The 23,525-nt window shown below is 71.2% G+C and carries 22 protein-coding genes; 11 read left to right on the top strand and 11 right to left on the bottom strand.

All coding sequences use genetic code 11. The features are described from left to right. The first annotated feature begins 25 nt into the window (after window positions 1-25). The 3 genes from valS to AC3RJ6_RS12900 are packed head-to-tail and all read left to right on the top strand — an operon-like array spanning window position 26 to window position 3,287. Entirely contained in the window at window positions 26-2,608 is a 2,583-nt protein-coding gene (gene valS, locus AC3RJ6_RS12910) for a valine--tRNA ligase (RefSeq protein WP_491427478.1), read from the top strand. Between the two features lie 8 nt (window positions 2,609-2,616). Continuing rightward, window positions 2,617-3,063, top strand: coding sequence for a GNAT family N-acetyltransferase (locus AC3RJ6_RS12905; RefSeq protein ID WP_491427477.1), 447 nt, complete (start codon window positions 2,617-2,619; stop codon window positions 3,061-3,063). Continuing rightward, window positions 3,063-3,287 (top strand): hypothetical protein, encoded by a 225-nt coding sequence (locus AC3RJ6_RS12900; protein ID WP_491427476.1) that lies wholly within the window; start codon window positions 3,063-3,065, stop codon window positions 3,285-3,287. The genes AC3RJ6_RS12905 and AC3RJ6_RS12900 overlap by 1 nt, the downstream gene beginning before the upstream one ends. A 58-nt stretch (window positions 3,288-3,345) precedes the next feature. Here the strand turns inward: AC3RJ6_RS12900 and AC3RJ6_RS12895 are convergent, their stop codons facing one another. Further along, window positions 3,346-4,167, bottom strand: a complete 822-nt coding sequence (locus AC3RJ6_RS12895) for a methyltransferase domain-containing protein (protein ID WP_491427475.1) — start codon at window positions 4,165-4,167, stop codon at window positions 3,346-3,348. Between the two features lie 9 nt (window positions 4,168-4,176). Further along, the gene (locus AC3RJ6_RS12890) at window positions 4,177-4,617 is read right to left on the bottom strand and encodes a YdeI/OmpD-associated family protein (RefSeq protein WP_491427474.1); all 441 of its coding nucleotides are present in this window, start codon (window positions 4,615-4,617) and stop codon (window positions 4,177-4,179) included. Window positions 4,618-4,724: 107 nt separating this feature from the next. Here AC3RJ6_RS12890 and AC3RJ6_RS12885 point away from each other — a divergent pair, with 107 nt between their 5' ends. Next, window positions 4,725-6,785 carry a M3 family metallopeptidase gene (locus AC3RJ6_RS12885; RefSeq protein ID WP_491427473.1) on the top strand — a complete coding sequence of 687 codons (2,061 nt, stop codon included), beginning with the start codon at window positions 4,725-4,727 and terminating at the stop codon, window positions 6,783-6,785. Window positions 6,786-6,863: 78 nt separating this feature from the next. Here the strand turns inward: AC3RJ6_RS12885 and AC3RJ6_RS12880 are convergent, their stop codons facing one another. Genes AC3RJ6_RS12880 through sufB form a run of 5 tightly spaced genes read right to left on the bottom strand, consistent with a single transcriptional unit; the run spans window position 6,864 to window position 10,975 of the window. Further along, the gene (locus tag AC3RJ6_RS12880; protein WP_231430951.1) at window positions 6,864-7,193 is read right to left on the bottom strand and encodes a metal-sulfur cluster assembly factor; all 330 of its coding nucleotides are present in this window, start codon (window positions 7,191-7,193) and stop codon (window positions 6,864-6,866) included. Between the two features lie 20 nt (window positions 7,194-7,213). After that, window positions 7,214-7,993 carry a Fe-S cluster assembly ATPase SufC gene (gene sufC, locus AC3RJ6_RS12875; RefSeq protein ID WP_491427472.1) on the bottom strand — a complete coding sequence of 260 codons (780 nt, stop codon included), beginning with the start codon at window positions 7,991-7,993 and terminating at the stop codon, window positions 7,214-7,216. Window positions 7,994-8,043: 50 nt separating this feature from the next. Beyond that, window positions 8,044-8,370 (bottom strand): non-heme iron oxygenase ferredoxin subunit, encoded by a 327-nt coding sequence (locus AC3RJ6_RS12870; RefSeq protein ID WP_491427471.1) that lies wholly within the window; start codon window positions 8,368-8,370, stop codon window positions 8,044-8,046. A gap of 1 nt (window position 8,371) precedes the next feature. Continuing rightward, window positions 8,372-9,553 carry a Fe-S cluster assembly protein SufD gene (sufD, locus tag AC3RJ6_RS12865; RefSeq protein ID WP_491427470.1) on the bottom strand — a complete coding sequence of 394 codons (1,182 nt, stop codon included), beginning with the start codon at window positions 9,551-9,553 and terminating at the stop codon, window positions 8,372-8,374. Between the two features lie 3 nt (window positions 9,554-9,556). Next, window positions 9,557-10,975, bottom strand: a complete 1,419-nt coding sequence (gene sufB / locus AC3RJ6_RS12860) for a Fe-S cluster assembly protein SufB (RefSeq protein ID WP_491427469.1) — start codon at window positions 10,973-10,975, stop codon at window positions 9,557-9,559. Window positions 10,976-11,227: 252 nt separating this feature from the next. On the opposite strand from sufB, the gene AC3RJ6_RS12855 reads away from it, so the two are divergent. Then, window positions 11,228-12,127: a COX15/CtaA family protein gene (locus AC3RJ6_RS12855; RefSeq protein WP_491427468.1), complete on the top strand. Its 900-nt coding sequence runs from the start codon at window positions 11,228-11,230 to the stop codon at window positions 12,125-12,127. Between the two features lie 187 nt (window positions 12,128-12,314). Here AC3RJ6_RS12855 and AC3RJ6_RS12850 read toward each other — a convergent pair whose 3' ends face one another. Continuing rightward, complete coding sequence (locus AC3RJ6_RS12850) at window positions 12,315-13,136, bottom strand: endonuclease domain-containing protein (RefSeq protein ID WP_491427467.1); 822 nt, start codon at window positions 13,134-13,136, stop codon at window positions 12,315-12,317. Window positions 13,137-13,382: 246 nt separating this feature from the next. Further along, the gene (locus AC3RJ6_RS12845) at window positions 13,383-14,303 is read right to left on the bottom strand and encodes a heme o synthase (protein ID WP_491427466.1); all 921 of its coding nucleotides are present in this window, start codon (window positions 14,301-14,303) and stop codon (window positions 13,383-13,385) included. Window positions 14,304-14,620: 317 nt separating this feature from the next. Between AC3RJ6_RS12845 and tkt the strand changes: the two genes are divergently transcribed. The 6 genes from tkt to pgl are packed head-to-tail and all read left to right on the top strand — an operon-like array spanning window position 14,621 to window position 22,736. Continuing rightward, window positions 14,621-16,714 carry a transketolase gene (tkt, locus tag AC3RJ6_RS12840; RefSeq protein WP_491427464.1) on the top strand — a complete coding sequence of 698 codons (2,094 nt, stop codon included), beginning with the start codon at window positions 14,621-14,623 and terminating at the stop codon, window positions 16,712-16,714. A 26-nt stretch (window positions 16,715-16,740) separates the two neighbouring features. After that, complete coding sequence (gene tal / locus AC3RJ6_RS12835; protein ID WP_491427463.1) at window positions 16,741-17,850, top strand: transaldolase; 1,110 nt, start codon at window positions 16,741-16,743, stop codon at window positions 17,848-17,850. Next, window positions 17,847-19,451 carry a phosphoglucose isomerase-related protein gene (locus AC3RJ6_RS12830; protein ID WP_491427462.1) on the top strand — a complete coding sequence of 535 codons (1,605 nt, stop codon included), beginning with the start codon at window positions 17,847-17,849 and terminating at the stop codon, window positions 19,449-19,451. The genes tal and AC3RJ6_RS12830 overlap by 4 nt, the downstream gene beginning before the upstream one ends. Window positions 19,452-19,471: 20 nt before the next feature. Further along, entirely contained in the window at window positions 19,472-21,013 is a 1,542-nt protein-coding gene (gene zwf / locus AC3RJ6_RS12825; RefSeq protein ID WP_491427461.1) for a glucose-6-phosphate dehydrogenase, read from the top strand. Next, a complete protein-coding gene (locus AC3RJ6_RS12820; protein ID WP_491427460.1) occupies window positions 21,010-21,969 on the top strand; it encodes a glucose-6-phosphate dehydrogenase assembly protein OpcA in 960 nt (319 codons plus the stop codon). Before zwf ends, AC3RJ6_RS12820 begins: the two co-directional genes overlap by 4 nt. Further along, on the top strand, window positions 21,966-22,736 hold the full coding sequence (gene pgl, locus AC3RJ6_RS12815) for a 6-phosphogluconolactonase (protein ID WP_491427459.1): 771 nt from the start codon (window positions 21,966-21,968) through the stop codon (window positions 22,734-22,736). Before AC3RJ6_RS12820 ends, pgl begins: the two co-directional genes overlap by 4 nt. Before the next feature lie 73 nt (window positions 22,737-22,809). On the opposite strand, the gene AC3RJ6_RS12810 is transcribed toward pgl, so the two are convergent. Together AC3RJ6_RS12810 and secG are read right to left on the bottom strand one after the other, a co-directional pair. Further along, a complete protein-coding gene (locus AC3RJ6_RS12810; protein WP_491427457.1) occupies window positions 22,810-23,175 on the bottom strand; it encodes an RNA polymerase-binding protein RbpA in 366 nt (121 codons plus the stop codon). 12 nt (window positions 23,176-23,187) lie between these two features. Then, window positions 23,188-23,439: a preprotein translocase subunit SecG gene (gene secG, locus AC3RJ6_RS12805; protein WP_231430937.1), complete on the bottom strand. Its 252-nt coding sequence runs from the start codon at window positions 23,437-23,439 to the stop codon at window positions 23,188-23,190. Between the last annotated feature and the right edge of the window lie 86 nt (window positions 23,440-23,525).

Raw genomic sequence — 23,525 nt, 5'->3', positions numbered from 1 at the left:
GCCGCAGATATCGAACCGGAGCATCATGACCGACACCGCCCGCATCCCCGACAAGCCCGCGCTCGAGGGCCTCGAGACCAAGTGGGGCGGCGTCTGGGAGCACGACGGCACCTACCGGTTCGACCGCACCGCCGCCACGCGCGAGTGCGTCTACTCGATCGACACCCCGCCACCGACCGCGTCGGGCTCGCTGCACATCGGCCACGTCTTCTCGTTCACCCACACCGACCTCGTGGCGCGGTACCAGCGCATGCGCGGCAAGCACGTCTTCTACCCGATGGGCTGGGACGACAACGGCCTGCCGACCGAGCGCCGGGTGCAGAACTACTACGGCGTGCGCTGCGACCCGTCGCTGCCGTACGACCCCGACTTCACGCCGCCGTTCGAGGGCGGCGACAACAAGAGCACGAAGGCGGCCGACCAGCTGCCGATCTCGCGCCGCAACTTCATCGAGCTGTGCGAACGCCTCACCGTCGAAGACGAGCAGCAGTTCGAGTCGCTGTTCCGCCAACTCGGCCTCTCGGTCGACTGGACCCAGTCGTACCGCACGATCGCCGACGAGGCGCTGCGCACGTCCCAGCTCGCGTTCATCCGCAACGTCGAGCGCGGCGAGGCGTACCAGGCCCTCGCACCGACGCTGTGGGACGTGACCTTCCGCACCGCCGTGGCGCAGGCCGAGCTCGAGGACCGCGAGCAGCCCGGCCATTACCACCGGGTCTCGTTCCACCGCCCCGACGGCGGCATCGTCGAGATCGAGACGAGCCGGCCCGAGCTGATCCCCGCGTGCGTCGCGCTCGTGGCGCACCCCGACGACGAGCGCTACCAGCCGCTCTTCGGCACGACCGTGACGACGCCCGTGTTCGGCGTCGAGGTGCCCGTCGTCGCGCACCACCTCGCCCAGAAGGACAAGGGCACCGGCATCGCCATGATCTGCACCTTCGGCGACGTGACCGACGTGGTGTGGTGGCGCGAGCTCGACCTGCCGAACCGCGCGATCATCGGGTTCGACGGCCGCGTGATCGCCGAGGCGCCCGAGGCCATCACCTCCGAGGCCGGCCGTGCCGCCTACGCCGAGCTCGCAGGCAAGACGACGTTCAGCGCCAAGCAGGCGGTCGTGCAGCAGCTGCGCGACTCGGGCGACCTGCTCGCCGACCCCAAGGCGATCACGCACCCGGTGAAGTTCTTCGAGAAGGGCGACAAGCCGCTCGAGATCGTCTCGACGCGCCAGTGGTACATCACGAACGGCGCGCGCGACGAGTCGCTGCGCGAGCGCCTGCTCGGGCACGGCCGCGAGATCGACTGGCACCCCGACTTCATGCGCGTGCGCTACGAGAACTGGGTCGGCGGCCTGTCGGGCGACTGGCTCATCTCGCGCCAGCGCTTCTTCGGCGTGCCGATCCCCGTGTGGTATCCGCTCGACGCACAGGGCGACCCCGTGTTCGACGAGCCCATCGTCGCCACGCAGGAGATGCTGCCGGTCGACCCGTCCTCGGCGCCCGCGCCCGGGTACGACGAGGCGCAGCGCGGCGAGCCGGGCGGCTTCGTCGGCGAGCACGACGTCATGGACACCTGGGCGACGTCGTCGCTCACGCCGCAGCTCGCGGGCGGCTGGGAGCGCGACCCCGAGCTGTGGAGCCTCGTGTTCCCCTACTCGCTGCGCCCGCAGGGCCAGGACATCATCCGCACCTGGCTCTTCGCGACCACGCTGCGCGCCGAGCTCGAGCACGGCGTCGCCCCGTGGTCGAACGCCGCGATCTCGGGCTTCATCGTCGACCCCGACCGCAAGAAGATGTCGAAGTCGAAGGGCAACGTCGTGACGCCGGCGGGCCTGCTCGAGCAGCACGGCACCGACGCGGTGCGCTACTGGGCCGCATCGAGCCGGCTCGGCACCGATGCCGCGTTCGACCCGCAGAACCCGACGCAGGTGAAAATCGGCCGCCGCCTCGCGATCAAGGTCCTCAACGCCGCCAAGTTCATCCTCGGCTTCGAGGGCGCTGCGGATGCCGCGGTGACGATGCCGGTCGACCGCAGCATGCTGGCCGAGCTCGCGTCGGTCGTCGACCGGGCGACCCGGGCGCTCGACGCGTACGACCACGCCCGCGCGCTCGAGGTCGCCGAGACCTTCTTCTGGACCTTCTGCGACGACTACCTCGAGCTCGTGAAGGAGCGCGCCTACGGCGAGGCGAGCCCCGAGCAGGCCTCGGCCGTCGCGGCGCTGAAGACCGCGCTCGGCGTGCTGCTGCGCCTGTTCGCGCCCGTCATCCCGTTCGCCACCGAGGAGGCGTGGCGCTGGTCGCACGACGGCTCGGTGCACGTGGCCGCCTGGCCCACGACCGACGAGCTCGCCGCGCGCGGCGAGGCGAGCGGCGAACTGCTCGAGCTCGCGAGCCTCGCCCTCACCGGCATCCGTCGTGCGAAGACCGACGTCAAGGCCTCGCAGAAGACGCCCGTCGCGCACGCGACCATCGCCGCGCCGTCGGCGACGATCGAGCTGCTCGAGCACGTGGCATCCGACCTGCGCGCCGTCGGCCGCATCGCAGAACTCGCCTTCACCGAGGCCGACGAGTTCGAAGTCCGCGACGTCGCCTTCGAGGCACCGTCCGAGTAGGGGGAACCATGACCAACGAGATCCGGATGGCCGGCGACGACGACTTCTTCGGCTGGCTGCCGCTCTTCGAGGCGTACTGCACGTTCTACGAGACGAAGCTCGACGACCAGAAGGCGCTCATCGTCTGGAACTGGCTGCGCGACGAGCACAACCCGCTCCAGGCGGCGCTCGCGGTCGACGAGGAGGGCACGCCCGTGGGGCTCGCCCACTTCCGGCAGGTGCCCGAGACCCTGAGCGCCACGTACGGCATGTACCTCGACGACCTGTACGTCGTCGAGTCGCAGCGCGGCACGGGCACCGGTCGCGCGCTGATCGAGTTCGTGCACGCCCGTGCCGCAGAGGTCGGCCACGGCGGCGTCGCGTGGATCACGGCCGACGACAACGAGACCGCGCAGCAGCTGTACGACCGGCTCGCCGAGCGCACCCGCTGGGTCACGTACGAGATGAGGGCCTGATGCGCCTCGGCACGAGGTGGGCGTTCGGCACCGAGCCACCGGCGTCGGTGCCGGGCGACCTGCGCCCGCGCATCGCCGCGGCCGAGGCCGCGTTCGAGGGCGACCCCGCGGGGCGGCACTGGACGCTCACCTGGCTCGAGGGCCGACCCATCGCCGAGCTCGACGACGGCACGGTCGTGCGCGAGGTCATCGCCGACGCGCTCGACGCCGACGAGGACTGGTGATCCGGTCGGCCGGCTGACGACGGGCACGGCGATCGCCCGAGCCCGCCGAGCGGCTCGATCAGGCGCGCGCCAGCACCTCGCCGTGCGGCATGAGCAGCCAGCCGTCGCCGTCGGCGGCCCAGTCGCGCCACGCCTGCGCGATCCGGCGGAGCTCGTCGGGGTTCGAGTGGCCCGACTCGATCGCGTGGGCCGCGAAGCTCGACTCGGTGGCGCGTTCGGCCCAAGAGCCGCCCCACCACTCCCGTTCGAGATCGCTCGCGAAGACCCACACCGAGCCCGAAGCGGTCGCGTCGGCGAACCCGGCCTCTCGCGCCCAGCGCTTGAGGTGGCGACCCGCGTGGGCGTCGCCGCCGTTCCAGTCGTGCACGTCGTGGTAGAGCTCGAGCCAACGGTCGAGGCCCGCCGACGCCGGACTCCAGATGATGCCCCCGTAGTCGACGTCGCGCACCGCCAGGAGGCCTCCCGGCCTGAGGACCCGCCGGAACTCGCGGAGCGCGTCGATCGGTCGCGCGAGATGCTGCAGCACCTGGTGGGCGTGCACGACGTCGAAGGCGTCGTCGGCGAAGTCGAGCGCGTACGCATCGCCCGTGCGGAACTCGACGTTGCCGACGCCCTCGCTCGCCGCGAGTCCGGCCGCCTGCGCCACGACGTCGGCCGAGGCGTCGATGCCGACCACACGGCCCGGGCGCACGCGTCGGGCGAGGTCGAGCGTGATCGTGCCCGGGCCGCTGCCGACGTCGAGCACGTCCGCGCCCGCCTCGAGGTGCGGTGCGAGGTACGCGGCCGAGTTCTCGACGGTGCGCCACGCGTGGATGCGCAGGACGCTCGCGTGGTGTCCGTGGGTGTACGCGTCGCGTGCCGGCGCCGATTCGCTCTCCATGACCCGAGCCTACGCGCGCAGCGAGTCGACGGCCGCGGTGATGCGGCGCTCGCGCGTCTCGGGCCGTTTCGCGTCGGCCACCCCGCGCGCGAGCTCCTTGCGCCGCGTGTACGAGAGCGCCTCGAACGCGCGACGCGCCGCCGGGTCGGCGTCGAGCGCCGCGGCGAGGTCGCCGGGCACCTCGACCTCGCGTTCTGCGGTGTCGAGCTCGACCGTCGCCTCGACGGCGTCGCCGATCTCGACCCCGAGCTCCGTGCGAACGGCCTTCGACAGTCCGATCACGTTGCGACCGTCCATCACCGCCAGGCGCACCCGAGCGGCCCGCCCGCCGATCCGCACGAGGACGGCGGCGCGCCTGCCGCCGCCGAGCTCGTCGACCTGGGCGTCGGTGAGTTCGAGCGCGGTCGCCGGGCCGAAGGGGGCGAGCACGGTGCTGATCGTCACGGTCATGCCTCGATCATCCTCGCGACGGCGCCGCACGCCAACCCGCGACGCCGTCGGGCGACACGGATGCGTGACTGCTCCCCCGGTTCCCGCCCCGCGCCTAGGGTTGACGGATGACCGACCCGCGCCGGAACCCACTGCTCGAACCGAGTCCGCTGCCCTTCCGGCTTCCACTGTTCGCGCTGCTCACGCCCGACGACTACCGAGAGGCGATCGAGCTCGGGATGCGCGAGCAGCGCGACGAGCTCGAACGCATCGCCGCGAACGCCGAGCCGGCGACGTTCGACAACACGATGCTCGCGCTCGAGCGGTCGGGCGCGACCCTGCGCCGGGTGCTGCCGGTGTTCCAGAACCGCAGCTCGGCCGACGCCGACGAGGCGATCGACGCGATCGAGGCCGAGTTCGCCCCGCGGCTCGCCGCCCACCGCGACGCGCTGCTGCTCGAGCCCCGCCTGTTCGGCCGGCTCGAGGCGCTCCTCGCCCGGCTCGACGACGGTCGGCTCGTCCTCGCCGACGACGAGGCGTACCTGCTGCGCCGCCGTCATCGCGTCGCCGTGCTCGCCGGTGCCCGCCTCGACCCCGACGGCCGCGCCGAGCTCGAACGCCTCAACGAGCGGATCGCCGGTCTCACGACGGCCTTCCAGCAGACGCTCCTGGCCGACACGAACGAGCGGGCGCTCCACCTCACGGACGAACGCGAGCTCGCCGGCCTCGACGAACGGCGCCGCGCGAGCGCACGGACGGCCGCGGCCTCGCGCGGGCTCGACGGCTGGCTCCTCCCGCTCATCCTGTCAACGCAGCAGCCCGCCCTCGCCGAGCTCGACGTCCCGGCGGCGCGCGACCGGCTGCTGTCCGCTTCGCGCGGCCGCGGCTCGTCGGGCGGCGAGCACGACACCCGGGCGATCCTGCTCGAACTCGTCGTGCTCCGCGCCGAGCGCGCGGAGCTGCTCGGCTTCGCCGACCACGCGAGTGCGGTCGCGGCCGACGAGACCGCCGGCACCGCCGAGGCCGTCGCCGAGCTGCTCGGTCGGCTCGCAGCGCCGGCGATGGCGAACGCGCGCCGCGAGGCGGCCGCACTCGGCGCACGCGCCGAGCGCGACGGGCTGCGCGAGTTCGAGGCATCCGACTGGACCTATCTCGCCCAGCGCGAGCGGGCCGAACGCCACGACGTCGACCTCGCGGCGATGCGCCCGTACCTCGAGGCCGACCGGGTGCTCCGCGACGGCGTGTTCCACGCGGCGACGCAGCTCTACGGGCTGCGGTTCGCCGAGCGGCCCGACCTCGTCGGCCATCATCCCGACGCGCGCGTCTTCGAGGTCGACGAGGCCGACGGCTCGCCGGTCGGGCTCTACCTGCTCGACCTCTACGCTCGCCCCTCGAAGCGGGGCGGCGCGTGGATGAGCTCGCTCGTCGAGCAGTCCGAGCTCACGGGCGACCTTCCCGTGGTCGTCAACCACCTCAACGTGCAGAAGCCCGCCGACGGGGACCCGACCCTGCTCACCGCCGACGAGGCGGAGACCCTCTTCCACGAGTTCGGCCACGCGCTGCACGGCCTGCTGGCCCGGGTGCGGTTCCCGAGCTTCGCCGGCACGAACGTCTTCCGCGACTTCGTCGAACTGCCGAGCCAGGTGAACGAGCTCTGGATGCTGCGACCCGAGATCCTCGGCAACTACGCCGTGCACCACGAGACGGGTGAGCCGCTCGCGCCCGAGTTCGTCGAGCGCCTCCTCGCCTCACGCACCTTCGGCGAGGGCTTCTCGACCGCCGAGTACCTCGGGGCCGCGGTGCTCGACCAGGCGTGGCACCGCCTCGACGCCGCCGGTGCCGCCGCCCTCGAACCCGCCGACGTCGCGGCGTTCGAGCGCACGGCGCTCGAACGCGCCGGACTCGCCGACGAACTGCTGCCGCCGCGGTACTCGAGCGGGTACTTCGCCCATGTCTTCGCGGGCGGCTACGACGCGGGCTACTACTCCTACGTGTGGAGCGAGGTGCCCGGCGCCGACATCATGGCGTGGTTCGAGGAGCACGGCGGCGCCACGACCGAGAACGGCGCGCGCTATCGCGCCGAGATCCTCGCGCCGGGCGGTTCGCGCGACCCGCGCGAGTCGATCAGGGCGCTGCTCGGCCGCGAGCCGCGCATCGACGCGCTGCTCGCACGACGCGGCCTCGCCTGAGGCGTCGCCCACGAACGGCGGATGCCTCGTGCAGCACTGCTGTACGAGGCATCCGGTTCGTGGTTCGCCGGCGACGGGTCAGATCGCGAAGCCGAGCGCCCGCATCATGTCGCGGCCGTCGTCGGTGATGCGCTCGGGGCCCCACGGCGGCATCCACACCCAGTTGATGCGGAACGCCTCGACGACCCCGTCGAGCGCCTCAGCAGTCTGCTCCTCGATGACGTCGGTCAGCGGGCAGCCGGCGCTCGTGAGCGTCATGTGGATGACGAGCGCGTCGTTCTCGTCGTCCCAGCCCAGGTCGTAGATGAGGCCGAGGTCGACGATGTTGACCCCGAGCTCCGGGTCCATGACGTCTTTCAGGGCCTCGGAGACCTCGTCGTAGCGCTCGGGCGCGAGTGAGGTGACCATGGTGCGAGTCTACCCGCGCCCTACTCGGCCGCGGCCGCGGAGGCGGACTCGGCGACCTGGTAGCGGTCGTAGCCCTCCTCTTCGAGGCGGTCGGCGAGCTCGGGACCGCCCTGCTCGGCGATGCGTCCGGCGACGAACACGTGCACGAAGTCGGGCTTGATGTAGCGCAGGATGCGCGTGTAGTGCGTGATCAGCAGGATGCCGAGGCCCGTGTTCGCCTTGGCGCGGTTCACGCCCTCCGAGACGATCTTGAGCGCGTCGACGTCGAGGCCGGAGTCGGTCTCGTCGAGCACCGCGAACTTCGGCTTCAGGAGCTCGAGCTGCAGGATCTCGTTGCGCTTCTTCTCGCCGCCCGAGAAGCCCTCGTTGACGTTGCGCTCGGCGAAGGCCGAGTCCATCTTGAGGTTCGACATCGACTCGCGGACGTCCTTGACCCACGTGCGGACGCTCGGCGCCTCGCCGTCGATCGCGGTCTTCGCCGTGCGGAGGAAGTTCGTGACCGTGACGCCGGGGATCTCGACCGGGTACTGCATCGCGAGGAAGAGGCCGGCGCGGGCGCGCTCGTCGACCGACATCTCGAGCACGTTCTCGCCGTCGAGGAGGATCTCGCCCTCGACGACCGTGTACTTGGGGTGACCGGCGATCGTGTAGGCGAGCGTGGACTTGCCCGACCCGTTCGGGCCCATGATGGCGTGGATCTCGCCCTCGTTGATGACGAGGTCGACGCCGCGGAGGATCTCGCGGGTGCCCTGGTCGGTCTCGACGTTGACGTGCAGGTTCTTGATCTCGAGCACAGACATGTTCTGGGATTTCTCTTTTCGGTAGCCGGCCGCGGCCGGAGAAGCGTTGTTCAGACGGTCAGCGTGACCGCGGGGTCGATGTGGACGTCGCCGCCCTCGATCTCGACCTGGTAGACGGGGACCGGCTCGTAGGCCGGGAGGGTGAGGGGCTTGCCGGTCTTCAGCGAGAACTTCGAACCGTGCGCCCAGCACTCGAGCGTGTCCTCCTCGACGAACCCCTCGGCGAGCGAGATGTCGCCGTGGGTGCAGGTGTCGCCGATGGCGAAGACGTCGCCCGCCGAGTCCTTGACGACCGCGATCGGCACGCCCTCGAGGACGAAGCGCGACGCCTGGTTCTCGACGAGTTCATCGAGCGAGCACACACGAACGGCGGCCACGTCAGCTCCCCTGCAGTTCGGCTTCGAGGGCGGCCGTGAGACGCTCTTCGAGCTCGGGCGAGCCGATCTTCTGCACGATCTCGGTGAGGAAGCCGCGCACGACGAGACGACGCGCCTCGTCTTCGCGGATGCCGCGCGCCATGAGGTAGAAGAGCTGCTCGTCGTCGAAGCGACCGGTCGCACTCGCGTGGCCGGCGCCCTCGATGTCGCCCGTCTCGATCTCGAGGTTCGGCACCGAGTCGGCGCGGGTGCCGTCGGTGAGCACGAGGTTGCGGTTCTGCTCGTAGCTGTCGGTGCCCGTGGCCTTCTGGCCGATGAGCACGTCGCCGATCCAGACGGTGCGCGCGCCCTCGCCCTGCAGGGCGCCCTTGTAGGTCACCCGGCTCTTGGTGTGCGGGGCGTCGTGGTGCACGTACACCTGCTGCTCGAGGTGCTGGCCGGCGTCGGCGAAATAGAGGCCGAGCGCCTCGACGTCGGCACCCTGCTCGGCGAGGTGGGTCGAGGGGTTGACCCGCACGACCTTGCCGCCGAGCGAGACGACGATGTGCTTGAGGAAGGCGTCGCGGCCGACCTTCGCGAACTGGCTCGCGAGGTGCACCGAGTCGTCGCTCCACTCCTGGAGCGACACGACCGTGAGCTGCGCGCCGTCGCCGACGAGGATCTCGAGGTTCTCGGAGAGGCGGGCGTCACCCGTGCCGCGCAGGACGACGAAGCCCCGGCTGTTCGGGGCGATCTCGATGATCGTGTGCGCGGCGCGCGGCGCGGCGCCGAGGCCCGATCGCGTGACGGTCGCGACCTTCTCGTCTTCACCGGTGACCGAGATGAGGAGTGCCTCGTCGAAGCTCGACCAGGCGTTCGCGCTCGCGCGCTCCTCGGGCGTGCCGGCGGAGCCGACGCGGGCGTCGTCGCGGGCGACCCACGAGACGGCCACGCCGTCGACGGCGTCGGTCTCGATCTCGGGGCGCGAGCCGTCGAGCTCGCCCGACGTGAGGTCGGCGAAGGCGGCGACGGGCGAGAGCTTCCACTCGTGCTCGCGGCCGTTGACCGGCTCGAAGTCGTCGACGTTCACCGAGCGGAACCGCTCGGAGCGGGTCTGGACCGGCACGAACGCGCCGTCGGAGTGCGCGACGAGGCCGTGCTGCTCGGCCGTGGGCATGGCTGTGCTCTGCATTGCGGTGGTCATCCCTTAGCCGACCGATCCTTCCATGCCCATCTCGATGAGCTTGTTGAGTTCCATCGCGTACTCCATCGGCAGCTCGCGCGCGATCGGCTCGATGAAGCCGCGCACGATCATCGCCATGGCCTCGTCTTCGGGGATGCCGCGGGCCATGAGGTAGAAGAGCTGCTCTTCGGACACCTTCGAGACCGTGGCCTCGTGGCCGAGCTGCACGTCGTCGACGCGGATGTCGATCGCGGGGTAGGTGTCGGAGCGCGAGATGGTGTCGACGAGCAGCGCGTCGCAGCGCACGGTGTTCGCCGCGTGGTGCGCGTTCGCGTCGACGCGGACCTCGCCGCGGTAGCCGGCGCGGCCGCCGCCGCGGGCGATCGACTTCGAGACGATCGACGACTGCGTGTACGGCGCCATGTGGATCATCTTCGCGCCCGCGTCCTGGTGCTGGCCGGGGCCCGCGAAGGCGACCGACAGGGTCTCGCCCTTTGCGTGCTCGCCCATGAGGAAGATCGACGGGTACTTCATCGTGACCTTCGAGCCGATGTTGCCGTCGACCCATTCCATGGTGGCGCCCTCGGCGGCCGTGGCGCGCTTCGTGACGAGGTTGTAGACGTTGTTCGACCAGTTCTGGATCGTCGTGTAGCGCACGCGGGCGTTCTTCTTCACGATGATCTCGACGACGGCCGAGTGCAGCGAGTCGCTCTTGTAGATCGGGGCGGTGCAGCCCTCGATGTAGTGCACGTACGAGTCTTCGTCGGCGATGATGAGCGTGCGCTCGAACTGGCCCATGTTCTCGGTGTTGATGCGGAAGTAGGCCTGCAGCGGGATCTCGACGTGCACGCCCTTCGGCACGTAGACGAACGAGCCGCCCGACCACACCGCGGTGTTGAGCGCGGCGAACTTGTTGTCACCGGCCGGGATGACGGTGCCGAAGTACTCCTCGAAGAACTCGGGGTGCTCGCGCAGCGCCGTGTCGGTGTCCATGAAGATGACGCCCTGGCGCTCGAGCTCTTCGTTGATCTGGTGGTACACGACCTCGGACTCGTACTGGGCCGCGACGCCGGCGACGAGGCGCTGGCGCTCGGCCTCGGGGATGCCGAGCCGCTCGTAGGTGTTCTTGATGTCCTCGGGCAGGTCCTCCCAGGTCTGGGCCTGCTTCTCGGTGGACCGGACGAAGTACTTGATGTTGTCGAAGTCGATCTCGCTGAGGTCGGCGCCCCACGTGGGCATCGGCTTGCGGTCGAAGAGCTGCAGGGCGCGCTGGCGCCGCTGGAGCATCCACTCGGGCTCGTCCTTCAGCCGCGAGATATCGGCGACGACCTCGGGCGACAGGCCGCGGCGGGCCGAGGCCCCCGCGGCGTCGGAATCGGCCCAACCGAACTCGTAATTGCCGAGTCCTTCGAGCTCGGGGCGGTCGATCAGTACGTCCGTCATGCTCTCTCTCTTCTCCTCCCGTGCGACCGGATATCAGTCCGGCTCACCATGCCTGCGAGTCGAGGCTCTCGCCGGCGGTGGATGATGTGCGGGTGGCTCCAGTGCGAACCTAAGATGGCTGGTGCCTGCGTGCCGCGCTCTCGCGCGCGTCGCAACAGTTGCGCCAACCACTCAAGTCTATAGGGTCGCCTGCCGTGTGGGTCCGGGACTCCCAGCCCCGTCACAGCACGATCCGGATCAGGAACGACCCGCGTGCCCCGTTCACTCCGCTTCTTCGCCTGGGCCTCCTTCGTCGCGCAGGTGACGATCATCGCGACCGGCGGCGCCGTGCGCCTCACCGGGTCGGGACTCGGATGCCCCACCTGGCCGACGTGCACCCCCGAGTCGCTCGTGCCGACCGAGGAGCTGAGCTACCACTCCCTCATCGAGTTCGGCAATCGCACGATGACGGGCGTCGTCGGCATCATCGCGCTCATCGTGTTCCTGCTCGTGTGGCGCATCCGCCGGGAGCGGCGCGACCTGTTCGTGCTGTCGCTCATCGTGGGTCTCGGGATCGTCGCGCAGGCGATCGTCGGCGGCGTCACGGTGTGGACGGGCCTCAACCCGTTCATCGTCGGATTCCACTACGTCTCGTCGCTGGTGCTCGTGTGCGTCACCGCGGCGTTCCTCGCACGCATGGACGAGCCGGTCGGCCCCCGTGAGCGCGCGGTGCCCGCCTGGTACGCGGGCCTCACGCACGCGACGAGCGCCGTCCTCGCGATCTCGATCGTCTTCGGCGTGCTCACCACCGGCTCCGGGCCGCACTCGGGCGACGCCGAGGCCGGCCGCACGGGCTTCGATTCGGAGATCCTCGAGCACGTGCACGCCTGGCCCGGGTACCTGCTCTTCGCGCTCACGCTCGTGCTCGTCATCGTCGCCTGGCGCGACCAGCTGCCGACCCGCCCCTGGATGACGGCGCTCCTCGCCCTCGAGGTTGTGCAGATCGCCGTGGGCCTCTACCAGGCCCGCAACGGCCTGCCGGTGCTCGCGGTCGGCGTCCACATGGTGCTCGCCGCGCTCACCGCCGCGGCCATGACGGTCGCGATCCTGCATCTCAAGCGCCCGGTCGGCTCCGGCGTGCCGGCGCCCGCCCCGGTCGCGGCATCCGCCTGACGCCGTCGCCCCCAGCCCCCAACCTCGGCCCGCCACCATCTCGGAGATCTGCACCGAACCGGCCCGCCAGGGCCGAATCCGTCCGAAATCGTGCCGATCTCCGAATCCGTGGCGCACCGACACACGTCGCGCGCGCTCCGCGCCCCTCGACCACGGCGGCGCGGGCAAGCGAGCGCGACGGGCACGGTCAGCGCCGATGCAGCCCCAGCGCGACGGCCTGCGCGATGCGGTCCTGCACGGCGGGCCAGTCGTCCACGACCTGCCGATACCCCACCCGGATCACGCGGTACCCGAGCAACAGGAGCGCCGCGTCGTGCTCGTTGTCGGCGTCGCGCTGCGCGCCGACGTGATGGCCGCCGTCGATCTGCACGACGAGCCGCTCCCCGATGAGGAAGTCGACGCGATGCCCCTCGATCCACGCCTGCGGCACGATGCGCACGCCGAGCCAGCCCAGCCGCGAGAAGAACAGCGACTCGAGTCCCGAATCCGAGAAGGGGTGCGCGGCCGAAAGGAGTTCGCGGGCCTGCGGTCCGAGCGGCAGTCGCGCGAGCGCCTCGCGTGAGACGAGTCGCCGGTTCAAGGCCGACTCCCACACGACGAGCGCGTGCTCGAACGGCCGGCACCCGGCCACGAGGGCGAGCACGTTCTCGATCGGGTCGACGAGCGCGTCGGGGTGCCGCGGCACGAGCGGCCTCGCCCAGTGCACTCGCGCGGCAATCGGCGGCACGGGACCGTGCGCGTCGGTCGCGACGTGCAGACCGTCGTCGGCGAGCACCCAGAGGCCCAATTGCTTTGCCCTGCTGATGCACGTGATCACGACGCCGGCGCGCGCTGCCTCGACGAGGTGGTCCTCCGCGTTGGGCAGCGCCACCCAGCCGGGACGGAGCCGAACGATGGCACCGGCCTCGAGTGCGCGGCGCAGATGGTGCCGGGTGTGGCCTGCGGCCCGGAGTGCGGCTACCCGGGCGACGCCGTCGGTGCGTCGCATCGTGAGTTCGAGGTCTGGCATCGCCCGATCATTCCCCGCGCGCCGTGCCGGGAAGTTCTGCGGCATCCCCGCTGTGGATGCATCTCAGGTTCACCCGGCTGTCGAGGAGTAGCCGGTGGGAACGCGGCCGCCACGGCTTCGGAGATCACCACGGATTCGGGTGCGGCACGCGGGAATCGTCCCGAGATCGCGTCGATCTCCGAGTCCGTGGCGGGCGGGCGGGCGCGCGCGTGGGCACCCGCGTCCGCGCGGCGCGCACCGCCGAGCCTAGAAGGGCAGCAGCGGGTCGATGCCGACCGCGAGGAAGAGCAGCGACAGGTACGCGATCGAGCCGTGGAACACGCGCATCGGCGAGACCTGCACGTGGCGGATCGCGAGGTTGTACAGGCGGTGGGTCTCGGCGATGAACCACACGCCCGTCACGACCGCGACGGTCGAGTAGACGAGACCCATGTCGGCGACGGGGATGAGCAGCAGCGAGCAGGCGACCGTCGCCCATGCGTAGAGGATCACCTGCAGGCCGACCTGCGCGCGGCCGCGCACGACCGCGAGCATCGGCACGCCCGCCGCGGCGTAGTCGTCCTTGTACTTCATCGACAGCGGCCAGTAGTGCGGCGGCGTCCACAGGAAGATGATGAGGAACAGGATGAACGGCGCCCAGTCGAGGCTGCCGGTGACGGCCGCCCAGCCGATCAGCACCGGCATGCACCCCGCGATGCCGCCCCAGACGATGTTCTGCGCGGTGCGTCGTTTGAGGATGAGGCTGTAGAAGACGACGTAGAGCAGGATCGCGGCGAGCGAGAGCAGGGCCGCGAGCCAGTTCGTGAACACCCAGAGCCAGACGATCGAGGCGATGCCGAGCCCGTAGGCGAAGACGAGCGCCTCGCGGTCGCTGAGCTCGCCGGTGACGAGCGGGCGCCCCTGCGTGCGCTTCATCACGCGGTCGATGTCGCGGTCGATGTAGCAGTTGAACGCCCCTGCGCTGCCGGCGCTCATCGCGCCGCCGATGAGGGTCGCGAGCATGAGCCAGAGGCTCGGCAGCCCCTGCTGCGCGAGGATCATCGTCGGCGCGGTGACGACGAGCAGCAGCTCGATCACGCGGGGCTTGGTGAGCGCGAGGTAGGCGGCGAGCTTGCGCCGAACGGTCATCGCCGGTCGGGCGTCACGGGTGTCTACGGCTGCCTGCATCGTTCCTCTTCCGAGGCGCGCGCGCAGGCTCGTGCCGGGCGCCGCGCCGCCTCCCCACGATTCTAGGCCATCCCGTCGCCCCGCCTCGGATCGGGGCCTCGCGCACCTCACAACGACGGGCGTCCGGTGTGAGTCATTCCCCGTCATCGGGCTCCGCGAACTCCATATACTGAGGATTGCGCGCTTGGCGCTGCGATCCACGATTCCCCCCGAGGCATCCCACACGGTTCGCACGCCCGGCGGTACCGCGCCGCAACGTCCTCGGCGGGTCGGGGACGAGTTCCCGTCGCCGTCACGAACGGAAGGAACTGCACCTCGTGGCAACTCTGCACTGGGAATCCATCGACGATCGCGCGGTGGACACCGCCCGGGTGCTCGCGGCTGACGCCGTCGAGAAGGTCGGCAACGGCCACCCCGGAACGGCGATGAGCCTGGCCCCTGCCGCCTACCTCCTCTTCCAGAAGGTGATGCGGCGCGACCCGGCCGACCACGCCTGGATCGGCCGCGACCGGTTCATCCTGTCCGCCGGCCACTCGTCGCTCACCCAGTACGTGCAGCTCTACTTCGCCGGGGACGGACTCGAGCTCGACGACCTGAAGGCGCTGCGCACGTGGGGCTCCAAGACCCCCGGCCACCCCGAGTTCGGCCACACCGCCGGCGTCGAGATCACGACGGGCCCGCTCGGCCAGGGCCTCGCCTCCGCCGTCGGGTTCGCCTACGCCGCCCGCTACGAGCGCGGCCTCTTCGACCCCGAGACGCCCGCGGGCGAGAGCCCCTTCGACCACTTCGTGTACGTCATCGCCGGCGACGGCGACCTGCAGGAGGGCGTGACCAGCGAGGCGTCGAGCCTCGCGGGCCACCAGCAGCTCGGCAACCTCGTGGTCATCTACGACTCGAACCAGATCTCCATCGAGGACGACACGAACATCGCCTTCACCGAAGACGTGGCGAAGCGCTACGAGTCGTACGGCTGGCATGTGCAGACCGTCGACTGGAAGAAGACGGGCGAATACGTCGAGGACGTCGCCGAGCTCCACCGGGCCGTCGAGGCCGCGAAGGGCGAGCAGGCGAAGCCCTCGATCATCATCCTGAAGACGATCATCGGCTGGCCCTCGCCCGGCAAGCAGAACTCGGGCAAGATCCACGGCTCGGCCCTCGGCGGCGCCGAGCTCGCCGCGACGAAGGAGGTGCTCGGCTTCGACCCCGAGGACAGCTTCGTCGTCGCCGACGAGGTCATCGCGCACACCCGCGCCGCGCGCGAGCGCGGTGCGGCGGCGCACGCCGAGTGGCAGCAGGCGTTCGACGCGTGGGCCGCCGCGAACCCCGAGCGCAAGGCGCTGCTCGACCGCCTCGAGGCCGGCGAGCTGCCCGAGGGCATCGCCGACGCGCTGCCGGTCTTCGACGGCGGCACCGAGGTGTCGACCCGCGCGGCGTCGGGCAAGGTCATCAACGCCCTCGCCGCCGAGCTCCCCGAGCTCTGGGGCGGCTCGGCCGACCTCGCCGAGTCGAACCTCACGACCATCAACGGCGGCGGCTCGTTCGTGCCGACCGAGCACTCGACGCACGAGTGGGCCGGCAACCCGTACGGCCGCGTGCTGCACTTCGGCATCCGCGAGCACGCGATGGCGGCGATCGTGAACGGCATCGTGCTGCACGGCCCGACGCGCGCGTTCGGCGGCACCTTCCTCATCTTCAGCGACTACATGCGCCCGGCGGTGCGCCTCGCGGCGCTCATGCACGTGCCGTCGATCTTCGTCTGGACCCACGACTCCGTCGCGCTCGGCGAAGACGGTCCGACCCACCAGCCGATCGAGCAGCTCGCCACGCTCCGGGCCATCCCCGGCCTCGACGTCGTGCGCCCCGCCGACGCCAACGAGGTCGCGCACGCCTGGCTCGAGATCCTGAAGCGCCGAGGCGGGCCTGCCGGCATCGCGCTCACGCGTCAGAACATCCCCGTGTTCGAGCGCGGCGAGGGCGAGGCCTCCGGCGACGTGCTCGCGAGCGCGGCCAACACGTCGAAGGGCGCGTACGTGCTCGCCGATGCCGCCTCCGGTTCGCCCGACGTGATCATCATCGCGACCGGATCCGAGGTGCAGCTCGCGCTCGCGGCCCGCGAGACGCTCGCCGCCGAGGGCATCGGCGCGCGGGTCGTCTCGGCCCCCAGCCTCGAGTGGTTCGACGAGCAGGATGCCGCGTACCGCGAGTCGGTGCTGCCGGCGGCCGTCACGGCCCGCGTGTCGGTCGAGGCGGGCCTCGCCCTGACCTGGCAGCGCTACATCGGCGACCGCGGCCGCTCGGTCTCGATCGAGCACTTCGGTGCGTCGGCCGACTACAAGACCCTGTTCCGCGAGTTCGGCATCACGGCAGAGGCCGTCGTCGCCGCCGCGAAGGAATCGCTCGCGTCGGCCTGACGCGAGCCAGAAGAGGAGACACTCCCATGACCAGCTCCCCCACCGCCGCCCTCTCGGAGGCCGGCGTCAGCATCTGGCTCGACGACCTCTCGCGCGAGCGCCTCGTGACGGGCGACCTCGCCCGCCTCATCGCCGAGCGCAATGTCGTCGGCGTGACGACGAACCCGACGATCTTCGCGAACGCCCTCACCGCGGGCAACGGCTACACCGAGCACCTGCACGAGCTCGCCGTGGCCGGCGCCGACGTCAACACCGCGGTCTTCGACATCACGACCGACGACGTCCGCTCCGCGGCCGACGTGCTGCGCCCCGTCTACGACCGCACGGGCGGCGTCGACGGCCGCGTGTCGATCGAGGTCGAGCCCGGGCTCGCCCACGACACGGCCGGCACCGTCGCCCAGGCGAAGGCCCTGTGGGCGAAGGTCGACCGTCCGAACGCCATGATCAAGATCCCGGCGACCGTCGAGGGCCTCGATGCGATCCGCGAGACCATCGGCGCCGGCATCAGCGTCAATGTCACGCTCATCTTCAGCCTCGACCGACACCGCCAGGTCATCGAGGCCTACCTCGCCGGGCTCGAGCAGGCGAAGGCCGCCGGTCACGACCTGTCGCAGATCCACTCGGTCGCCTCGTTCTTCGTCTCCCGCGTCGACACCGAGATCGACAAGCGCCTCGCCGCCATCGGCACGCCCGAGGCCCTCGCGCTCAAGAGCAAGGCCGGCGTCGCGAACGCCCGCCTCGCGTACGAGCTCTTCGAGGAGCAGTTCGCCACCGAGCGCGCTCAGGCACTCCTCGCCGCGGGCGCCAACCTCCAGCGGCCGCTGTGGGCGTCGACCGGCGTCAAGGACCCGTCGCTGCCCGACACCCTCTACGTCACCGAGCTCGTCGCCCGCGGCGTCGTCAACACGATGCCCGAGAAGACGCTCGAGGCGACCTACGACCACGGCGTGATCGAGGGCGACACGGTGACCGGCAACTACGGCGGCGCGGGCGACGTCCTCGACGCGCTCGCGACGGTGGGCGTCGACTACGACGACGTGACCGCGCTCCTCGAGCGCGAGGGCGTCGAGAAGTTCAACGTCTCGTGGGGCGAGCTGCTCGACTCCGTGCGCACCGCGCTGGAGGCCGCCCGATGAGCTTCCGCATCTCCGTCTCGGGCGCTGCCGCCGACGCCGTCCGCCGCACGGTCCCGACGCTCGTCGCCGACCTCGTCGCGAGCGGCATCACCGCGCAGGACCCGGCCCTGTGGGGGCCGGCCGCGGAGGACGAGGCCGGCAAGCGCCTCGGCTGGACCGAGGCCGTCGCGATCTCACGACCGCTCGTGCCCGAGATCGAGGCGCTCCGCGAGCAGCTCGAGGCGGCCGGCGTGCGGCACATCGTGCTCGCCGGCATGGGCGGCTCCTCGCTCGCGCCCGAGGTCATCACGCGCACCGCGCGGGTCGACCTCACGGTGCTCGACTCCACCGAGCCCGGGCAGGTCCGCGCCGCGCTCGGCGACCGGCTCGAGGCATCCGCCCTCGTCGTGTCGTCGAAGTCGGGCTCGACCGTCGAGACCGACAGCCAGCGCCGGGCCTACGAGCAGGCGTTCCGCGACGCGGGCATCGATCCCGCGACGCGCATCATCGTGGTCACCGACCCGGGTTCGCCGCTCGACGAGTCGGCTCGCGCGGCCGGTTACCGCGTGTTCAACGCCGACCCCGACGTCGGCGGCCGCTACTCGGCGCTCACGGCCTTCGGGCTCGTGCCGTCGGGCCTCGCGGGCGTCGACATCGCCGAGGTGCTCGACGAGGCGGAGACGATCGAGCTCTCGCTCGCGATCGACAGCCCCGAGAACCCCGGGCTCGTGCTGGGCGCCGCCATCGCCGCGACCGCCCCGCTGCGCGACAAGCTCGGCATCGTCGCCGACGGCACCCACATCGTGGGCTTCGCCGACTGGGCCGAGCAGCTCATCGCGGAGTCGACGGGCAAGGAGGGCACCGGCATCCTGCCCGTCGTCCTCGACACCGACGCCCCCGAGCTCCGCGAGGCGCTCCCCGACCTGCAGGTCGTGCGCCTCGTCGACGACGCCGGTGACGAGATCTTCTCCGACGACCCGTCGGGCGACATCCGCGTGTCGGGCACGCTCGGCGCCCAGCTGCTCGTGTGGGAGTACGCGACCGCCGTCGCCGGGCGCCTGCTCGGCATCAACCCGTTCGACCAGCCCGACGTCGAGTCGGCGAAGATCGCCGCGCGGGGCCTCCTCGACGCCCGCCCGGCGCCCGAGCCGGCCGCGTTCGTGGCCGACGGCATCGAGGTGCGCGGCACCCCCGAGGTGATCGGCGCCGCGAGCGACCTCGTGTCGGCCATCGACGTGCTGCTCGAGGAGCTGCCGGCGAACGGCTACGTCTCGATCCAGGCCTACGTCGACCGCGTCGCGCACCCCGAGCTCGCGAAGCTCCGCGACCTGGTCGCGGCGCGGGCCGCACGCCCCGTCACCTTCGGCTGGGGTCCGCGGTTCCTCCACTCGACCGGGCAGTTCCACAAGGGCGGCCCCGCGGTGGGCGTGTTCCTGCAGATCACGCAGACCGCGGTCGACGACCTCGCCGTCCCCGAGCGCCCGTTCACCTTCGGCGAGCTCATCGCCGCCCAGGCCTCCGGCGACGCGAGCGTGCTCGCCGAGCACGGGCGCCCGGTGCTGACGCTGACGTTCACCGATCCGGCCGCGAACCTCGGCTCGCTCATCGACGCCATCGGGTGACCGAACGAAAGGACCCGCACGTGGTTTCGGCAGAGATCTCGGCGCATCACAATCCCCTCCGATCTCCCAAGGACTACCGGCTCAACCGCATCGCGGGGCCGTCGAGCCTCATCATCTTCGGCGTGACGGGCGACCTGTCGCGCAAGAAGCTGATGCCGGCCGTGTACGACCTCGCGAACCGCGGCCTCCTGCCGCCAGGGTTCGCCCTCGTGGGGTTCGCCCGGCGCGACTGGGAGGACGAGGACTTCGCGCAGGTCGTGCACGACTCGGTGAAGCAGTACGCCCGCACCGAGTTCCGGGAGGACGTCTGGCAGCAGCTCGCACGCGGCATCCGCTTCGTCATGGGCACGTTCGACGACGACGCGGCGTTCGACCGGCTCCGCGACGTCGTCGAGACGCTCGACCGTGAGCGCGGCACGATGGGCAACCACGCGTTCTACCTGTCGATCCCGCCGAAGTCGTTCCCGCTCGTGACCGAGCAGCTCAAGCGCTCGGGTCTCACGGAGCAGCGCGACGGGCAGTGGCGGCGCGTCGTGATCGAGAAGCCGTTCGGCAGCGACCTCGCGTCGGCACGGGAGCTCAACGACGTCGTGGCGAGCGTGTTCCCGCCCGACTCGGTGTTCCGCATCGATCACTACCTCGGCAAGGAGACGGTGCAGAACATCCTCGCGCTGCGCTTCGCCAACCAGTTGTACGAGCCGATCTGGAACGCGAACTACGTCGACCACGTGCAGATCACGATGGCCGAGGACATCGGCGTCGGCGGCCGGGCCGGGTACTACGACGGCATCGGCGCGGCGCGCGACGTGATCCAGAACCACCTGCTGCAGCTGCTCGCGCTCACCGCCATGGAGGAGCCCATCTCCTTCGACGCGGCCGACCTGCGCGCCGAGAAGGAGAAGATCCTCGCCGCGGTCCGCATCCCCGAAGACCTCGCGGCGGGCACCGCCCGCGGCCAGTACTCGGGCGGCTGGCAGGGCGGCGAGAAGGTCGTCGGCTTCCTCGAGGAGGACGGCATGAATCCCGCTTCGACGACCGAGACGTATGCCGCGATGAAGCTCACGATCGGCACGCGCCGCTGGGCGGGCGTGCCGTTCTACCTGCGGGCGGGCAAGCGCCTCGGCCGCCGTGTCACCGAGATCGCCGTCGTGTTCAAGCGCGCCCCCCAGCAGCTCTTCGCCGACAGCCAGACCTCGGAGCTCGGCCAGAACGCGCTCGTCATCCGCGTGCAGCCCGACGAGGGCGTGACGATCCGGTTCGGCTCGAAGGTGCCGGGCGCGGGCATGCAGGTGCGCGACGTCACGATGGACTTCGGATACGGGCACGCGTTCACCGAGGCGAGCCCCGAGGCCTACGAGCGGCTCATCCTCGACGTACTGCTCGGCGACCCGCCCCTCTTCCCCCGCCAGGAGGAGGTCGAGCTCAGCTGGAAGATCCTCGACCCGATCGAGGAGTTCTGGGCGACGCAGGGCCAGCCCGAGCAGTACCGCCCCGGAACCTGGGGCCCGAGCTCGGCCGACGAGCTCCTCGCCCGCGACGGACGCACCTGGAGGCGGCCATGATCGTCGAACTGCCCGACACGACCACGAGCCAGGTCTCGAAGGCGCTCGTGAAGATCCGCGAGGAGGGCGGCGTCGTCGCCCTCGGTCGCGTGCTGACCCTCGTCATCGCGACGACGCCGGACGCCGAGGAGGAGGCGATCGAGGCGGCGAACGACGCCTCGCGCGAGCATCCGATGCGCGTCATCGTGGTCTCGATCGAGCCGGGCACGGCCTCAGACGGCGCCCCGTCGCGGCTCGACGCCGAGATCCGAGTCGGGGGCGACGCCGGTGCGAGCGAGGTCATCGTCCTCCGCGCCCGGGGCGACGCCGCCCGCTACGAGGAGAGCCTCGTCATGGCGCTCCTCCTGCCCGACGCACCCGTGGTCACGTGGTGGCCGGGCGCGGCTCCCGCGGTGCCGGGCCGGTCGCCGCTCGGGCGCATCGCCCAGCGGCGCATCACGGATGCCTCGACCCAGCCCGATCCGCAGGCGGCGCTGCACGCGCTCGCGGAGAGCTACACCCCGGGCGATGCCGACTTCTCGTGGACGAGGCTGACCCTGTGGCGTGCCCAGCTCGCGGCCGTCCTCGACCAACCGCCGTACGAGCCGATCACGGCGGTGCACGTGTCCGGCGCCATCGACTCGCCGTCGACGACGCTGCTCGGCGCCTGGCTGCGACTGCAGCTCGGCTGCGCCACCGAGGTGGAGCTCACGGGCGTCGACGAGGGATCCCACGGCATCCACGGCGTGCGCCTCGACCGGGCGAGCGGCACGATCGAGCTCGTGCGCGACGTCCCCGGCGTCGCGACCCTGCGCCAGCCCGACCAGCCGCTGCACGACGTGGCGCTGCCGCGACGGAGCCTTCGCGACTGCCTCGCCGACGAGCTCCGCCGACTCGATCCCGACGAGCTGTACGGTGAGGTCATCGCGAAGGGGCTCCGACTCCTCGCGGACGACGGTGCGGAGGAGATCGCGTGACGAACGAACGGCGGGTGCTCGTGCACCCCGACAAGGCGACCCTCGCGGGCGCGGTGGCGGCGAGGTTCATCACGAAGACCCTCGACCTGCTCGACGCCCAGCCGCTCGTGCACGTCGTGCTCACGGGCGGTTCGATGGGCTCGGCGGTGCTCGAGGCGGTCGCCGCCTCCCCCGCCCGCATGTCGGTCGACTGGTCGCGCGTGCACTTCTGGTGGGGCGACGAGCGCTGGGTGCCGAGGGGCGACGCCGACCGCAACGACCGGCAGTCGCACGAGGCCCTGCTCGACGACCTCGACCTGCCCGACGACAACCTGCACCCGTTCCCGGCGTCGGACTCGGGGCTCACGCTCGACGAGGCGGCGGTCGACTACGCCGCCGAGCTCGCCGACCATGCGGCCGAGGGCTACGCGCACCCCGTCTTCGACATCACGTTCCTCGGCGTGGGCCCCGACGGGCACATCGCCTCGCTCTTCCCGCACCGTTCGGGCATCGAGGTGACCGACCAGACCGTCATCCCCGTGCGCGAGTCGCCGAAGCCGCCGCCCGAGCGGCTCAGCCTCACGCGACCGGTGCTGAACGCCTCGCAGCGCGTCTGGATGGTGCTCGCGGGTGCCGACAAGGCCTCCGCCCTCGGGCTCGCACTCGCCGGCGCCAGCCGTGACGAGGTGCCGGTCGCCGGCATCAAGGGCCGCCGCCGTACGGTCTTCTTCGTCGACCGGGATGCCGCGGCCGAAGTCCCCGAGGCGCTGATCGCGCGCGAGTACTGATTCGCCGGATACGACGAAGGGCGGGCCCGAGTGGCCCGCCCTTCGTCGTATGCACCGCGAATCGCGGAGGTGTTCAGTCTTTCTGCACCTGTCCGCGACGGGCGCGGAGCTGGTTGAGCGCGTCGTCGAGCAGCTGCGCCGCCTCGTCTTCGGTGCGGCGCTCCTTCACGTACGCGAGGTGCGTCTTGTACGGCTCGAGCTTCGTCACCGCGGGCGGGTTCTCGCGGTCGCGGCCCGCGGGAAGTCCGGTCGACGGGCTGTCGATCACGTCGGGGATCTCTTCTTCGGGCAGGTTCGCGGCGAAGTAGCGGACCGTCTCGTTGCCCTGGGCGTCCCAGTAGCTGATCGCGACCCGGTCGGCGTGGAATCCGCGGTCCTGTTCGCCCATGGGGCCGGCTCCGACGCGGGAGCCGCGAATGGCGCTGTTACCTGATGCCATGTCTGCTCCTCGTCAGGCGCCGGTCTGGAACTTCGTGATGAGGCCGAGGATCACGATGCACGTGATCCACACGAGGCCGAGCACCACGGTGATGCGGTTCAGGTTGCGCTCGGCGACGCCGGATGCGCCGAGGCTCGAGGTGACGCCACCGCCGAACATGTCGGACAGACCGCCGCCACGACCCTTGTGCAGCAGGATGAGCAGCGTCAGCAGGAGGCTCGTGAGGCCGAGCAGCACCTCGAGCACGACTTGGAGAATCTCCACGGTGAACCTTTCCGGGCACGACGCAGGGGGTCGATGCCGACAATCGAGTATAGCCGGGCGCGGCGCCGGGGGCCGGAGACGCGCCC

The sequence above is a fragment of the Agromyces cucurbitae genome (genome assembly GCF_058349945.1).
The sequence above is the reverse complement of the archived record's forward strand: the minus strand, read 5'-3'. Positions and strand labels throughout refer to the sequence as shown.